The 14,157-nt window shown below is 57.4% G+C and carries 25 protein-coding genes; all 25 read left to right on the forward strand.

From position 1 onward, the window contains the following. Positions 1-317: 317 nt before the first annotated feature. Complete coding sequence (gene rpsL, locus CKO36_RS05680) at positions 318-692, forward strand: 30S ribosomal protein S12 (RefSeq protein WP_200281707.1); 375 nt, start codon at positions 318-320, stop codon at positions 690-692. 56 nt (positions 693-748) lie between these two features. Beyond that, positions 749-1,219, forward strand: coding sequence for a 30S ribosomal protein S7 (gene rpsG / locus CKO36_RS05685; protein ID WP_200281718.1), 471 nt, complete (start codon positions 749-751; stop codon positions 1,217-1,219). Between the two features lie 76 nt (positions 1,220-1,295). Next, entirely contained in the window at positions 1,296-3,386 is a 2,091-nt protein-coding gene (gene fusA, locus CKO36_RS05690; protein WP_200281720.1) for an elongation factor G, read from the forward strand. A gap of 62 nt (positions 3,387-3,448) precedes the next feature. Beyond that, positions 3,449-4,639 (forward strand): elongation factor Tu, encoded by a 1,191-nt coding sequence (gene tuf / locus CKO36_RS05695; protein WP_200281681.1) that lies wholly within the window; start codon positions 3,449-3,451, stop codon positions 4,637-4,639. A 7-nt stretch (positions 4,640-4,646) separates the two neighbouring features. Further along, positions 4,647-4,958, forward strand: coding sequence for a 30S ribosomal protein S10 (rpsJ, locus tag CKO36_RS05700; protein ID WP_200281722.1), 312 nt, complete (start codon positions 4,647-4,649; stop codon positions 4,956-4,958). A gap of 32 nt (positions 4,959-4,990) precedes the next feature. After that, positions 4,991-5,641, forward strand: a complete 651-nt coding sequence (rplC, locus tag CKO36_RS05705) for a 50S ribosomal protein L3 (RefSeq protein ID WP_200281724.1) — start codon at positions 4,991-4,993, stop codon at positions 5,639-5,641. Positions 5,642-5,647: 6 nt separating this feature from the next. After that, entirely contained in the window at positions 5,648-6,262 is a 615-nt protein-coding gene (rplD, locus tag CKO36_RS05710) for a 50S ribosomal protein L4 (RefSeq protein WP_200281727.1), read from the forward strand. Then, positions 6,259-6,555, forward strand: a complete 297-nt coding sequence (gene rplW / locus CKO36_RS05715; RefSeq protein WP_200281730.1) for a 50S ribosomal protein L23 — start codon at positions 6,259-6,261, stop codon at positions 6,553-6,555. The genes rplD and rplW overlap by 4 nt, the downstream gene beginning before the upstream one ends. Positions 6,556-6,598: 43 nt before the next feature. Then, positions 6,599-7,426: a 50S ribosomal protein L2 gene (rplB, locus tag CKO36_RS05720; protein WP_200281732.1), complete on the forward strand. Its 828-nt coding sequence runs from the start codon at positions 6,599-6,601 to the stop codon at positions 7,424-7,426. Between the two features lie 26 nt (positions 7,427-7,452). Beyond that, positions 7,453-7,731, forward strand: coding sequence for a 30S ribosomal protein S19 (gene rpsS / locus CKO36_RS19590; RefSeq protein WP_009148316.1), 279 nt, complete (start codon positions 7,453-7,455; stop codon positions 7,729-7,731). A gap of 59 nt (positions 7,732-7,790) precedes the next feature. After that, complete coding sequence (rplV, locus tag CKO36_RS05730; protein WP_200281742.1) at positions 7,791-8,129, forward strand: 50S ribosomal protein L22; 339 nt, start codon at positions 7,791-7,793, stop codon at positions 8,127-8,129. A gap of 66 nt (positions 8,130-8,195) precedes the next feature. Next, the gene (gene rpsC, locus CKO36_RS05735; protein WP_200281744.1) at positions 8,196-8,876 is read left to right on the forward strand and encodes a 30S ribosomal protein S3; all 681 of its coding nucleotides are present in this window, start codon (positions 8,196-8,198) and stop codon (positions 8,874-8,876) included. A gap of 3 nt (positions 8,877-8,879) precedes the next feature. Then, positions 8,880-9,293: a 50S ribosomal protein L16 gene (gene rplP, locus CKO36_RS05740; RefSeq protein ID WP_200281747.1), complete on the forward strand. Its 414-nt coding sequence runs from the start codon at positions 8,880-8,882 to the stop codon at positions 9,291-9,293. A gap of 2 nt (positions 9,294-9,295) precedes the next feature. Further along, positions 9,296-9,529, forward strand: coding sequence for a 50S ribosomal protein L29 (gene rpmC, locus CKO36_RS05745; protein ID WP_200281750.1), 234 nt, complete (start codon positions 9,296-9,298; stop codon positions 9,527-9,529). Continuing rightward, positions 9,526-9,810: a 30S ribosomal protein S17 gene (gene rpsQ, locus CKO36_RS05750; protein ID WP_200281752.1), complete on the forward strand. Its 285-nt coding sequence runs from the start codon at positions 9,526-9,528 to the stop codon at positions 9,808-9,810. Before rpmC ends, rpsQ begins: the two co-directional genes overlap by 4 nt. A gap of 80 nt (positions 9,811-9,890) precedes the next feature. Then, entirely contained in the window at positions 9,891-10,259 is a 369-nt protein-coding gene (gene rplN / locus CKO36_RS05755) for a 50S ribosomal protein L14 (protein WP_200281754.1), read from the forward strand. 80 nt (positions 10,260-10,339) lie between these two features. After that, positions 10,340-10,657: a 50S ribosomal protein L24 gene (gene rplX / locus CKO36_RS05760; RefSeq protein ID WP_200281756.1), complete on the forward strand. Its 318-nt coding sequence runs from the start codon at positions 10,340-10,342 to the stop codon at positions 10,655-10,657. Between the two features lie 26 nt (positions 10,658-10,683). After that, a complete protein-coding gene (rplE, locus tag CKO36_RS05765; RefSeq protein ID WP_200281758.1) occupies positions 10,684-11,223 on the forward strand; it encodes a 50S ribosomal protein L5 in 540 nt (179 codons plus the stop codon). Between the two features lie 9 nt (positions 11,224-11,232). Then, positions 11,233-11,538 carry a 30S ribosomal protein S14 gene (gene rpsN, locus CKO36_RS05770; RefSeq protein WP_200281766.1) on the forward strand — a complete coding sequence of 102 codons (306 nt, stop codon included), beginning with the start codon at positions 11,233-11,235 and terminating at the stop codon, positions 11,536-11,538. Positions 11,539-11,631: 93 nt separating this feature from the next. Further along, positions 11,632-12,027, forward strand: coding sequence for a 30S ribosomal protein S8 (gene rpsH / locus CKO36_RS05775; RefSeq protein WP_200281768.1), 396 nt, complete (start codon positions 11,632-11,634; stop codon positions 12,025-12,027). A 45-nt stretch (positions 12,028-12,072) separates the two neighbouring features. Further along, positions 12,073-12,606 (forward strand): 50S ribosomal protein L6, encoded by a 534-nt coding sequence (rplF, locus tag CKO36_RS05780; protein ID WP_200281770.1) that lies wholly within the window; start codon positions 12,073-12,075, stop codon positions 12,604-12,606. A gap of 12 nt (positions 12,607-12,618) precedes the next feature. Beyond that, positions 12,619-12,975: a 50S ribosomal protein L18 gene (gene rplR / locus CKO36_RS05785; protein WP_200281772.1), complete on the forward strand. Its 357-nt coding sequence runs from the start codon at positions 12,619-12,621 to the stop codon at positions 12,973-12,975. 39 nt (positions 12,976-13,014) lie between these two features. After that, positions 13,015-13,521 carry a 30S ribosomal protein S5 gene (gene rpsE, locus CKO36_RS05790; RefSeq protein WP_200281774.1) on the forward strand — a complete coding sequence of 169 codons (507 nt, stop codon included), beginning with the start codon at positions 13,015-13,017 and terminating at the stop codon, positions 13,519-13,521. Between the two features lie 3 nt (positions 13,522-13,524). After that, positions 13,525-13,710, forward strand: a complete 186-nt coding sequence (rpmD, locus tag CKO36_RS05795) for a 50S ribosomal protein L30 (RefSeq protein WP_200281776.1) — start codon at positions 13,525-13,527, stop codon at positions 13,708-13,710. 4 nt (positions 13,711-13,714) lie between these two features. Further along, on the forward strand, positions 13,715-14,143 hold the full coding sequence (gene rplO, locus CKO36_RS05800; RefSeq protein ID WP_200281779.1) for a 50S ribosomal protein L15: 429 nt from the start codon (positions 13,715-13,717) through the stop codon (positions 14,141-14,143). Positions 14,144-14,157 lie beyond the last annotated feature (14 nt).

A 14,157-nucleotide genomic window follows, 5' to 3' on the forward strand; every position in this document is an offset into this window, starting at 1 on the left:
TTCCCGAACCCGTCGGCGCATCGATTTGCAGCGTTCTCCCGCAACAACTGGCAACTGCCATTACGCTGTTGCAGCAAAGAACGCTAAAAAATTCTGTGTCAGAAATCAGTTGCAGCGGTATCCTTCGGCTTGGTCCGATCCGCTCCCGATTTCTGCTTGCGTCTGATACCGCGTCGGAGCTTCAAGCAGCCAACTGACTATTCTGCCGCCAGCCCTGGGGGCTGGCAGTACGGTCGGCTTTTGTCGCAGCGCACTGGATGTTTATCCGTTGCGCGCGTTGCATCAGGGCGTCAGAGCGCCATTTGGAGAAGATTTGCATGGCTACCGTCAATCAATTGGTGCGCAATCCGCGCAAGCGCAAGGTTGCAAAAAGCAGTGTGCCTGCGCTGGAGTCCTGTCCGCAAAAGCGCGGTGTTTGTACGCGCGTCTATACCACGACGCCGAAAAAGCCGAACTCAGCCTTGCGTAAAGTGGCTCGTGTGCGCCTGACCAACGGCTACGAGGTCGCTTCCTATATTGGTGGCGAGGGGCATAACCTGCAGGAGCACTCGGTGGTGCTGATTCGTGGCGGTCGTGTCAAGGACTTGCCTGGTGTCCGCTACCATACTGTGCGCGGCACCCTGGATACCTCGGGTGTTGAAAAACGCCGTCAGGGCCGTTCGAAGTACGGCGCCAAGCGGCCGAAAAGTTAATTGTCATCCCTGATTGATCGGCACCCCTGATTGATCGGAATCGGAGTGATTTCCTCATGCCAAGAAGACGCATTGTTGCTCGTCGCCAAATTTTGCCGGATCCCAAGCACGGCAGTGAGTTGCTGGCCAAGTTCATCAATATGGTGATGGAAGACGGCAAGAAGTCCGTTGCGGAGCGCATTCTGTACGGTGCTCTGGATCAGGTGGCTGCCAAGAAAGGCGGTGAGCCGCTGGAGCTCCTGGATCAGGCCATGGAAAATGTGCGCCCGGTGGTTGAGGTGAAATCGCGGCGTGTGGGTGGTGCCACCTATCAGGTGCCCATTGAAGTGCGCCCCTCACGCCGCAATACGCTGGCGATGCGCTGGCTGATTGATTCATCGCGCAAGCGCTCCGAGAAGTCGATGGCGTTGCGTCTGGCCGGTGAGCTGATGGATGCCGCTGAGGCGCGCGGTACCGCCGTTAAGAAAAAAGAAGATACGCACCGCATGGCAGAAGCCAACAAGGCGTTCTCCCATTACCGTTGGTAAGCCTGAGATAGCTGAATAGCTTGCGCTAACCCATTAGTCACCTCCCAAAGAGACTCTCAACAGGACGGAAACAGTCGTGGCACGTAGCACCCCAATTGATCGGTATCGGAATCTCGGCATCATGGCCCATATCGATGCCGGCAAGACCACTACCACCGAGCGCATCCTGTTTTATACCGGTCTCTCGCATAAGATCGGTGAGGTGCACGATGGTGCGGCCACCATGGACTGGATGGAGCAGGAACAGGAACGCGGAATTACCATTACTTCTGCGGCGACCACCTGCTTCTGGAAAGGCATGGATCAGCAATTTCCTGAGCACCGCATTAACATTATTGACACCCCCGGCCACGTCGATTTCACCATTGAGGTTGAGCGTTCGCTGCGAGTGCTGGATGGCGCCTGTGCCGTCTTCTGCGCCGTCGGTGGTGTTGAGCCGCAATCGGAAACTGTCTGGCGTCAAGCCGACAAGTACGGCGTTCCGCGGTTGGCGTTTGTCAATAAGATGGATCGCATGGGCGCCAACTTCCTGCGTGTGGTTGGTCAGATTAAAGATCGCTTGGGCGCTAATGCTGTGCCCGTGCAGCTGCCCATCGGTGCCGAAGAAAATTTCGCCGGTGTCGTCGATCTGCTGCGCATGAAGGCCATTTACTGGGACGACAGCAACCGGGGGATGACCTACACCCTGGAAGATATTCCCGCTGAATTGGCTGATGATTGTGTCAAGTGGCGCGAGAACATGATCGAGGCGGCAGCTGAAGCCAATGATGAGATGATGGAGAAGTATCTCGACAATGGTGAGCTGACCATTGACGAGATCAAGGCTGGTCTGCGTGCTCGCACCATTGCCAATGAGGTAGTGCCGGTGCTCTGCGGCTCGGCCTTCAAGAACAAAGGTGTTCAGGCCATGCTGGATGCCGTGGTTGAGTTTATGCCGGCGCCGCGCGATGTCGCAGCCATTCAAGGGGTGCTCGACAACGAAGAAACCGATACGCGCGAATCAACGGATGACGCGCCTTTTGCAGCACTGGCCTTTAAAATTGCCACCGATCCTTATGTCGGAACCCTGACGTTCTTCCGCGCTTATTCCGGGGTGTTGAATTCCGGTGATACGGTTTACAACCCGGTCAAGCGTAAAAAGGAACGAGTGGGTCGTATTTTGCAAATGCACTCCAATGACCGTAAGGAAATCAAGGAAGTGCGTGCAGGTGACATTGCAGCGGCTGTGGGTCTAAAGGATGTCACTACTGGCGATACCCTGTGCGCGATCGATCAGCCCATTACTCTAGAACGCATGGAGTTTCCCGATCCGGTTATCTCCGTGGCGGTGGAGCCGAAGAGCAAAGCCGATCAGGAAAAAATGGGCGTGGCGCTATCGAAGCTGGCGCAAGAGGATCCGTCCTTCCGAGTGCGCTCCGATGAGGAATCCGGGCAGACCATTATCTCCGGCATGGGTGAGCTGCATCTGGAGATCATCGTTGATCGCATGAAGCGCGAATTTGGTGTCGAGGCCAATGTTGGCGCCCCTCAGGTCAGTTACCGCGAGACGATTCGCAAGTCGGTCGAGCAGGAAACCAAGTTTGCCCGTCAGTCAGGTGGTCGTGGTCAGTATGGTCATGTTTACCTGCGCATTGAGCCTCAGGAGCCGGGGTCTGGCTATGAGTTCGTCAATGACATTGTTGGTGGCGTGGTGCCCAAGGAATACATTCCGGCGGTTGATAAAGGTATCCGGGAGGCGATGACTAACGGCGTGCTGGCCGGCTTCCCGATGGTCGATATTAAGGTCACGCTCTACGATGGCTCCTACCATGAGGTCGATTCCAGCGAAATGGCGTTCAAAATCGCCGGTTCGATGGGACTGAAGGAAGGTGCGGCCAAGGCCAAGCCGGTGTTGCTCGAGCCCATCATGAAGGTCGAGGTGGTCACGCCTGAGGAAAACATGGGTGATGTCATGGGTGACATGAACTCCAGACGCGGCATGATCCAGGGTATGGAAGATGCGCCCTCCGGCAAGATTATTCGCGCCGAAGTGCCATTGTCGTCGATGTTCGGCTATGCCACTGACCTGCGCTCAGCCACCCAGGGGCGCGCGACCTATAGCATGGAGTTCAGCAAGTACTCCGAAGTGCCGGCGAGCATTGCCGAAGCCGTGGCGAAAAAGCAGTAAGCTGCCCAGCTCAAGCCCGACAATCGCTTTTCAATATTCAGACATTCTCAAGGTAGATCGGCATGTCCAAAGAAAAATTCGAACGCAAGAAGCCGCACGTCAATGTCGGCACCATTGGTCACGTAGACCATGGCAAGACCACCCTGACAGCGGCCATCACCGTCACCCAAGCCAAGAAATTCGGCGGTGAAGCCCGCGCCTACGACCAGATCGACAACGCGCCCGAAGAGCGCGAGCGCGGCATCACCATTGCCACCGCCCATGTCGAATACGAATCCGACAACCGCCACTACGCGCACGTTGACTGCCCCGGCCATGCCGACTATGTCAAGAACATGATCACCGGCGCCGCGCAGATGGACGGCGCCATCCTGGTGGTCAGCGCTGCCGACGGCCCCATGCCCCAAACGCGCGAGCACATCCTCCTGTCGCGTCAGGTTGGCGTCCCCTACATCGTCGTCTACCTCAACAAAGCCGACATGGTTGACGACGCCGAACTGCTCGAACTGGTCGAAATGGAAGTGCGCGAACTGCTCGACAGCTACGACTTCCCCGGCGACGACACCCCCATTATTACCGGCTCCGCGCTCAAAGCCCTCGAAGGTGACGAGAGCGAAATCGGCACCCAAAGCATCGCCAAGCTGGTCGATGCGCTGGACAGCTACATTCCTGAGCCCGAGCGCGCAGTTGACGGCGCCTTCCTGATGCCCATCGAAGACGTCTTCTCCATCTCCGGTCGTGGCACCGTCGTCACCGGACGTGTCGAGCGCGGCATCGTCAAGGTCGGTGAAGAAGTCGCCATCGTCGGCATCAAAGAGACCGTCAAGACCACCTGCACCGGCGTGGAAATGTTCCGCAAGCTGCTCGATCAAGGGCAAGCCGGCGACAACATCGGCGCCCTGCTGCGTGGCACCAAACGCGACGACGTCGAGCGTGGTCAAGTGTTGGCCAAGCCCGGCAGCATCACCCCGCACACCCACTTCGAAGCCGAAGTCTATGTGCTGAGCAAGGAAGAGGGCGGGCGTCACACCCCCTTCTTCAACGGCTACCGCCCGCAGTTCTACTTCCGCACCACTGATGTCACCGGTGCCTGCGAGCTGCCCGAAGGTATCGAAATGGTCATGCCCGGCGACAACGTCAAAATGGTCATCAAACTGATTGCACCCATCGCCATGGAAGACGGCCTGCGTTTTGCGGTTCGAGAAGGTGGTCGCACCGTTGGTGCCGGCGTAGTCTCGAAGATCATCGAGTAATAGAGCTATGGCAAACCAACGCATTCGGATTCGCCTTAAGGCCTTCGATCACCGGCTGATCGATCAGTCAGCGCGGGAAATCGTCGAAACGGCGAAGCGCACAGGCGCGCAGGTGCGCGGTCCAGTGCCGCTGCCGTCCAAGCACGAGCGCTATACGGTGCTGATTTCGCCGCATGTCAACAAGGATGCCCGTGATCAGTACGAGCTGCGCACGCATAAACGCCTGATGGATATCGTCGATCCGACGGATAAAACGGTCGACGCCCTGATGAAGCTCGACCTGGCCGCTGGCGTGGATGTCCAGATCCGCCTTAGCTAGGGCGCTGGATTGGGAGTAAGAGGATTAAGTCGATGGCAATTGGATTGATTGGCCGCAAGGCGGGCATGACGCGCATTTTTACCGAGGATGGTCAGTCCGTGCCGGTAACCGTAATCGAAGTGGAGACCAATCAGGTCACCCAGGTCAAGCGGCAGGAAACAGACGGCTATAACGCGATCCAGGTCGGCGCAGGGGTGCGCAAGGCCTCACGGGTGACCAAGCCGATGGGTGGTCACTTTGCCAAGGCTGGCGTTGAGGCCACCATGGTGTTGCGTGAATTTCGCCTGGATGAGACGCCCGGTGATGAGCTGGCGCCTGGCAGCGAAATCAATATTGATCGCTTCGAGGCTGGGCAAAAAGTAGACGTTCGTGGTGTTTCCAAAGGACGTGGCTTTTCCGGCGTCGTGCGCCGTCATCACTTTCGCACTCAGGATGCGACCCATGGTAACTCGCTGTCGCATCGCGCACCAGGTTCCATCGGTCAGTGCCAAACCCCGGGGCGAGTGTTCAAGGGCAAGAAAATGGCCGGTCAGATGGGGAACGTGAATCGCTGCCAGCAGAATCTCGAAGTGGTTCGTGTTGATCTTGATCGACGCCTGCTGCTGATTAAAGGCAGTGTTCCAGGACCGGCGGGTGGTCGATTGGTCGTCTTGCCCTCGATCAAACAAAAGAATAAAGGCTGATTGGTTATGCAACTTGTCACTCGTACAGGCCACGACAGCACCGGTGTGCTTGAAGTGTCGGACCAAGTGTTTGGTGCCGACTACAAGCCTAATCTGGTGCACCAGGTCGTGACCGCCTACATGGCCGGTAGCCGTCAGGGCACCAAAGCGCAGAAAAATCGCGCACAGGTGCAAGGTGGTGGCGCCAAGCCCTATCGGCAGAAGGGAACCGGTCGCGCGCGCGCCGGCACCACTCGCAGCCCGCTGTGGCGCGGGGGTGGTATGACCTTCCCGGCCCGTCCGCGCAGTTACGCGCAAAAGGTCAACCGCAAGATGTATCGCGGGGCCGTACGGTCCATGCTGTCTGAGTTGGCCCGGCAAGAGCGCTTGACTGTGGTGCCGGAGTTTAAGCTGGCCGAGCCTAAAACCAAGGCCATGGTCGCGCAACTCAAGGCGTTCGACATTGATGATGTGCTGCTGATCGTTGAAGGATTTGATGAGGGGCTGCTGCTTGCCTCACGCAATCTGCATAAGGTGGATGTGATTACGGCCAATGAGCTGGATCCGGTGAGTCTGCTTGCTTTTGCGCATGTCATGATTACCGAGGCCGCCGTGCGTCAGTTAGAGGGGCGTCTGCAATGAATTTAGAGCGTCTGCACACCATATTGCTCGCGCCGATTGATACCGAGAAAACCGCGCAGGCAAGAGCTGAGGCCAACCAGTATGTCTTTAAGGTTCTGCCGGATGCGACCAAGCGCGAAATCAGCCGCGCAGTTGAACTGATGTTCGACGTGAAGGTTGCCGACGTTCAGGTTCTGAATGTCAAGGGCAAACACAAGCGCTTCGGACGTCGCGAAGGGCGTCGCTCGGACTGGCGCAAGGCCTATGTGCGCCTTCAGTCCGGGGAGCATATCAATCTTGGCGGTGAGGCCTGATCGGCTGGTCCTGATCAGCTGAAAAAGATCACGGAGACCGACAATGGCTATTGTAAAAACCAAACCAACATCGCCAGGACGACGTTTTGTCGTTAAGGTTGTGCCGCCGGACCTGCACAAAGGCCAGCCGTTCGAGCCTTTGCTGGAAAAAAAGTCCAAATCTGGCGGACGCAACAATAAAGGCCGTATCACCGTGCGCCATCGCGGCGGTGGTCACAAGCAGCGCTATCGGGTAATCGACTTCAAGCGTCGCAAACTGGATGTGCCGGCGACAGTTGAGCGTATTGAATACGACCCCAATCGCAGTGCGCACATTGCCTTGCTGAAGTACGCCGATGGAGACTGGGCCTATGTAATTGCCCCCAAAGGCCTGAAATCCGGCGACAGCGTGATTGCGGCTGAGACCGCGCCTATCAGCGCCGGTAACTGTATGCCGCTGCGCAATATCCCGGTAGGTACTGAGGTGCATTGCATCGAAATGCGCCCAGGCAAGGGCGCTCAAATGGCGCGTGCCGCCGGGGCCTCTGTGCAGCTGGTGGCGCGTGAGGGCAGCTATGCCACTCTGCGCCTGCGCTCGGGTGAAATGCGACGCGTGCATTCGGACTGTCGTGCGGTCATTGGCAGTGTTGGCAATGGCGAGCACAGTCTGCGCAAGCTCGGCAAGGCGGGTGCAACCCGCTGGAGAGGCGTGCGACCGACCGTGCGCGGCGTGGTGATGAATCCAGTTGATCACCCGCACGGTGGTGGCGAAGGCCGCACCTCGGGTGGTCGGCACCCGGTATCGCCCTGGGGTACGCCAACCAAAGGACACAAAACCCGGCGCAACAAGCGCACCGACGGGATGATCCTGCGGCGGCGACGTCAGAAATAGCATTAGACCAAAGAGGATTCAGAGAAGTGCCACGTTCAGTACGAAAAGGCCCTTTTGTTGACCACCACCTGGCCAAAAAGGTTGAAACAGCCGTGGCGCAAAACAGCAAGCGCCCGATTAAGACCTGGTCACGGCGGTCAATGGTGCTGCCGGAAATGGTCGGTCTGACCATCGCGGTTTACAACGGCAAGCAACATGTTCCGGTGTTGATCAACGAGAACATGATCGGCCACAAGCTCGGTGAGTTTGCCTTGACCCGGACCTTTCGCGGCCATGCGGCGGATCGCAAGGCCAAAAAGCGCTAAATCCAAAGACGCAAATACAACACCATTATCAGCCGTATCGGAATCGAGTCGGAGCCATCATGCAAGCGGTAGCAACTTTGAAATTCGCGCGGATATCGGCGCAAAAAGCCCGTCTGGTCGCTGATCAGATTCGCGGCCAGCACGTCGGGGCAGCCTTAAATGATCTGACCTTCAGTACCAAAAAGGGTGCCGTTATGATCAAGAAACTGCTTGAGTCAGCCATCGCGAATGCGGAGCACAACGCCGGTGCGGATGTTGATGAGTTGCGCGTTGCGGCGATTCAGGTCAATGAAGGCCCGACCATGAAACGGATTCGTGCGCGGGCCAAAGGGCGTGCCTCGCGAATCCTGAAACGGACCAGCCACATCACTTTGACTGTGGCCGAGGGTTCAGCCTAAACATCGTCTGCCGTTGCACGCCGCCGACCTCACAAACAAGAAGCGTCGGTCTAACAGAGGCCAAACATGGGACAGAAAGTACATCCGATCGGAATCCGCCTCGGCATTGTCAAGGATTGGACTTCCAAATGGTATGCCAGCTCCAAGGATTATCCTGAGCTGCTTAACAAAGATTTAGAGGTGCGGGCCTTCCTAAAGAAGCGCCTGGCCAACGCCTCCGTCAGTCGTATTCAGATTGACCGTCCGGCGAAAAATGCGCATATCACTGTGCATACCGCACGCCCTGGTGTCGTCATCGGCAAGAAGGGTGAGGATATTGACAAGTTGCGCGGTGTCGTCTCGGCCATGATGGGCATTCCGGTGCACATCAGCATTGAAGAAATCCGCAAGCCGGAACTGGATGCGCAGCTGGTGGCTGAAGGCATTGCCCAGCAGCTTGAGCGTCGCATCATGTTTCGTCGGGCGATGAAGCGCGCGGTGCAGAACTCCATGCGCGTTGGGGCTGAGGGTATCCGGGTCAACATTGCCGGGCGCCTGAACGGTGCGGAAATCGCGCGCTCTGAATGGTATCGCGAAGGCCGTGTGCCCTTGCATACCTTGAGAGCCGATATTGATTATGGCTTTGCGGAAGCTAAGACCACCTACGGTATTTTGGGCGTGAAGACCTGGATCTTCCGGGGTGAAGTCTTTGGTGATCGCATTGAGGAGCCAAAACCGGAAAAGCGCTCACGGGCGAGAAAGGGCTGAGCCATGCTGCAACCGAAACGGACCAAATTCAGAAAGCAACACAAGGGCCGCAATCGCGGTCTGGCCCAGAGCGGCAATCAGGTCAGCTTCGGCGACTTCGGCTTGAAAGCCGTTGGGCGCGGGCGTCTGACTGCACGGCAGATCGAAGCAGCACGCCGGGCCATTACGCGTCGCGTCAAACGTGGCGGTAAACTGTGGATTCGTGTCTTTCCCGACAAGCCAATTTCCAAAAAACCACTGGAAGTTCGCATGGGTAAAGGCAAGGGTAACGTTGAGTACTGGGTCGCCTTGATACAGCCGGGTCGCATGCTCTACGAGATTGAGGGCGTCCCCGAAGAACTCGCGCGCGAAGCCTTTCACCTCGCCGCTGCGAAGTTGCCGATCCAGACCAGATTCGAAAAACGCACGGTACTCTAGAGATGAAGGCGAACGAACTCCGACAGCAGTCGGCTGATGATCTGCAACGGCACTTGATTGAATTGCGCAGAGAGCAGTTTAACCTGCGCATGCAGCAGGGAACGGGGCAGTTGGCGCGGCCGTCGCGGATGCGGGAAGTGCGGCGCGATATCGCCCGTGTGAAGACCATCATGACAGAAATGACGGCTAAACCCGCGACGGGCAGCAGCTTATCGGCAGTAGGATCTACCAAATGAGCGACGAGACAACGACTCAACCCGGAGAAAATCCGGCGTCAAACCGCACCGTGACTGGGCGTGTGCTGAGTTCGGCGATGCAAAAGACCATCACGGTGATGATCGAGCGTCGGGTAAAACATCCAATTTACGGTAAATTTTTGCGCCGCTCGACAAAAATTCATGCGCACGACGAAGACAATCAGTGCAATCCCGGTGATTGGGTGCGGGTTGAGTTGTGTCGTCCGCTGTCCAAGACCAAAAGCTGGCGCCTGGTTGAAATTCTGGAGCGGGCGCGCTGAGTTTTCGCATTGGCGCGTACTAACGGGAGACTCCCGAAGGTCGCGAGATCGAGCACACACATTCGGTAGGGAATAACAACATGATTCAGATGCAAACTCGATTGGGCGTCGCCGATAACAGCGGTGCGCGTGAGGTGCAATGCATCAAAGTGCTCGGCGGTTCGCATCGTCGTTATGCCGGGATTGGGGATGTCATCAAGGTGACAGTCAAGGATGCGATTCCGCGTGGTAAGGTGAAGAAGGGTGATGTCTTTAGTGCTGTCGTAGTTCGCACTCGCAAGGGCGTGCGGCGCGCGGATGGCTCCCTGATTCGCTTCGACGGCAATGCCGCCGTTCTGCTGAATAACCAGCTTCAGCCGATCGGCACCCGTATCTTCGGACCCGTCACGCGCGAGTTGCGCGGCGACCGCTTTATGAAAATTATTTCGCTTGCGCCTGAGGTGCTTTGACCTGAACTCCGTGTCGGCGATGCGCCTGAACGGTAGTGACAGCTACGGTGGCGACAGCTTTAGCGATTTGGAAACGAATTATGCGCAAAATCAAAACAGGAGATGACGTCATCGTCCTCGCTGGTAAGGATCGGGGTAAACGCGGGACTGTGTTAAGCGTACCTGATAATGACCATGTGGTGGTGGAAAACATCAACATGGCCAAAAAACACCAGAGAGAAAACCCGCAACGTGGAATCGAAGGTGGCATCGTTCCAAAGGAAATGCCAATGGCCATCTCTAATGTCGGGCTCTTTAATCCGGCCAAGGGACGCGCGGACCGCGTGGGCTTCAAGGTGCTCGAAGACGGCCGCAAGGTGCGGGTATTCAAGTCCGACGGCGAAGTCGTCGATGTCTGAGCGGGGTCAGCAGCAGGTTTGGCACAATGGCTAGATTACAACAGCTCTATAAAGAACAACTCGTCGGTGAGTTGCAGCAGCGCTTCAAGTTTCCGAGCGTGATGCAGGTGCCGAAAATTGAAAAGATCACCCTGAACATGGGGGTCGGTGAAGCGGTCGCGGATAAAAAAGTCATGGACTTTGCCGTGGCAGATATGACGCGCATTGCGGCGCAAAAGCCGGTGGTGACCAAGGCACGCAAGTCGGTGGCCGGCTTTAAGATTCGCGATGGCTGGCCGGTTGGCTGCAAGGTGACCCTGCGTCGGGAGCGCATGTACGAATTTCTGGATCGGCTGATCAATATCGCCATCCCGCGTATTCGCGATTTTCGCGGCATGAGTCCCAAAGCCTTTGATGGCCGCGGCAACTATTCGCTGGGTGTGCGCGAGCAGATTATTTTCCCTGAGATCGATTATGATCGCATTGATGCCCTGCGCGGCCTCGATATCGTGATTACCACCTCGGCGAAAAACGACGAGGAAGGGCGAGCCTTGCTTGAAGCTTTCAAATTTCCGTTCCGAACCTAGAGTGACATCATGGCGAAAAAGAGCATGATTGAGCGTGATCGCAAACGCGATTCCATCGCCCAGCGGTATGCCGCCAAGCGAGCCGCGCTCAAAGCGACCATCAACAATCGCAGCGCTGAGCCGGAAGACGTGGATGCCGCGCTGCTTGCGTTGCAGAAACTGCCGCGTGACGCGAGTCCGACACGTCAGCAACGCCGGTGCCGACTCACGGGTCGCCCGCACTCGGTCTATCGTAAATTCGGTCTCGGGCGCAATAAGCTGCGCGAGGCTGTGATGCGTGGAGATGTTCCCGGCGTCGTGAAAGCGAGCTGGTAACCGCACATTATGAGCCCGCACCAGCGGGCCTGACAGGGTATCGCGCTGGACTCATGAATCACATGACTGGCGGCCTGACCTGAGGAGCTTTTTATGAGTATGTCTGATCCAATTGCGGATATGCTAACGCGTATCCGCAATGGCCAAATGCGCGGTAAGGTGACCATCACCATGCCCGCGTCCAAGCAGCGTATCGCCATTGCGGCTTTGCTGCAGGATGAAGGCTATATTAGCCAGCATTCAGTCACGGGCGAGGGCGCCCATCGCGAACTTGAGTTAAAGCTCAAATATTTTCGCGGCAAGCCCGTCATTGAGCTGATACAGCGCGTGTCGCGACCCGGCTTGCGTATTTACCGTGGCAAGGACGATCTGCCTCGGGTGCGTGGTGGTCTGGGCATTTCCATCGTTTCCACCTCCAAGGGCCTGATGACTGATCGGGCTGCGCGGAAGGCTGGGCATGGCGGTGAAATTCTGGCCATGGTGGCCTAATCGCCTCGCTTCCATACCGGCTCAATAGTAGAAAGGATCAGTCACATGTCACGAATTGCAAAGTGGCCCGTCGCCTTGCCATCCGGCGTTAATGTCGATATCAAAGGTCAGGCGGTCACTGTTAAGGGTAGTAAAGGGACGCTCAGCTGGGACGTTCACCCGCTGGTTCAGGTCGAGCTGACCGATAATGAGGTTCGCACCATCCCGACGTCCGAAGACAAGAAAGCTTGGGCGCTGGCAGGAACCACCCGGGCTTTGATCAATAATATGGTGGTGGGAGTCAGCAACGGCTTCGAGCGTCGTCTGGCGCTGGTTGGCGTGGGCTACCGCGCGCAGGCCAAGGGTAAGACACTCAATCTTCAGCTCGGCTTCTCGCATCCGATCGATTTCCCGGTACCGGCGGGTATCGATATCGAAACTCCGTCCCCGACAGAAATTGTCGTGCGCGGCGCCGATAAGCAGCAGGTGGGTCAGGTTGCGGCCAAGATTCGTCGCTATCGGCCGCCGGAGCCCTACAAGGGTAAGGGTGTGCGCTATTCCGATGAGAATGTGCTGCGCAAAGAAGCGAAGAAGAAATAGGGGCCAGGGAAGATGGATAAGAAACAGTCACGTCTGCGTCGAGCCATGCGCTCCCGCGCCAAGATCAGCGAGTTGCGGGTCTATCGGTTGTGCATTCATCGTTCGCCGCGGCACATGTACGCTCAGGTTATCGCTCCCAATGGTGGTCAGGTGGTTGCCTGCGCCTCAACGGTTGAAAAAACACTGCGCGAGAGTGCCGAGGGCTACTCAGGCAACACCAAGGCCGCCGCGCGTGTCGGGCAACTGATCGCTGAACGCGCCAAGGCCGCTGGTGTTGAGAAAGTGGCCTTTGATCGCTCCGGATTCAAGTACCACGGCCGTGTCAAGGCGCTGGCGGATGCCGCGCGCGAGAACGGGCTGCGGTTCTAAGCAATCGCGGATGAGCCTAATACATTCCAGGAAATACTGATGGCGAGCTACAACCAAAAGCCGGAAGGCGACGAGTTTCTTGAGAAACTGATTTCCGTCAACCGGGTCGCAAAGGTCGTGAAAGGAGGCCGGGTCTTTGGCTTCGGCGCGCTGACTGTGGTCGGTGATGGCAAGGGTCGCGTGGGCTATGGCACGGGCAAGGCGCGCGAGGTGCCGGTGGCTATCCAGAAAGCCATGGAGTCTGCGCGCAAGAACATGGTCGAGATCAAGCTGAAGGGCACCACGCTCCAGTACCCGATGCTCGGTCATCATGGCGCGGCTCATGTGTTTATGCAGCCGGCTTCGGAAGGTACCGGCATCATTGCCGGTGGCGCGATGCGTGCGGTGTTCGAGGTGCTGGGGGTTCAGAACGTACTGGCTAAGTGCATTGGCAGTAACAATCCAGTCAATGTCGTGCAGGCGACCATTAAGGGCCTCAAGGACATGACCGACGCGGAAACAGTTGCAGCCAAGCGCGGCAAGACGGTCGAAGAGATTCTGGGGTAAGTCATGTCCAAGAAGACAATGAAAGTCAAGCTAGTGCGCAGCATGCACGGGCGTTTGAAGCGCCACCAGGCCTGCGTGCGTGGCATGGGCATCCGTCGTATGCACCAGGTAGTTGAACTGGAGGATACGCCGGCGACCCGGGGTATGCTGAACCAAGTGGCCTATATGGTCCAGCTGGTTGAGGAATAATCAAATGCGTCTCAATGATTTACAGCCAAGCCGCACCGCCCGGGCCAAGCGGGTCGGGCGCGGGATCGGCAGTGGCTTGGGCAAGACCTGCGGTCGTGGCCACAAGGGCCAGAAGTCGCGCACGGGTGGCTTTCATAAGGTCGGCTTTGAAGGCGGTCAGATGCCGTTGCAGCGTCGCTTGCCCAAGGTGGGTTTTCGCTCGCGCAAAGCTCGGGTGTCGGATGAAATTCGCACCAGTGAGTTAAACCGTGTCGAGAGCGACACCATTGATCTCGCTGCACTGCGCGCCGCAGGCCTGATTAACCGCTCGGTGCGGCAGGTCAAGGTCGTGCTATCAGGGTCGGTCAACAAGTCCGTGCGGCTGAAAGGCTTGCCGGTAACCAAGGGTGCGCGGGCAGCGATTGAAGCGGCCGGCGGTTCCATTGAGGACTAGCGGCTGATTTCCTT

Source organism: Rhabdochromatium marinum (assembly GCF_016583795.1).
Classification (GTDB): Bacteria; Pseudomonadota; Gammaproteobacteria; order Chromatiales; family Chromatiaceae; genus Rhabdochromatium; species Rhabdochromatium marinum.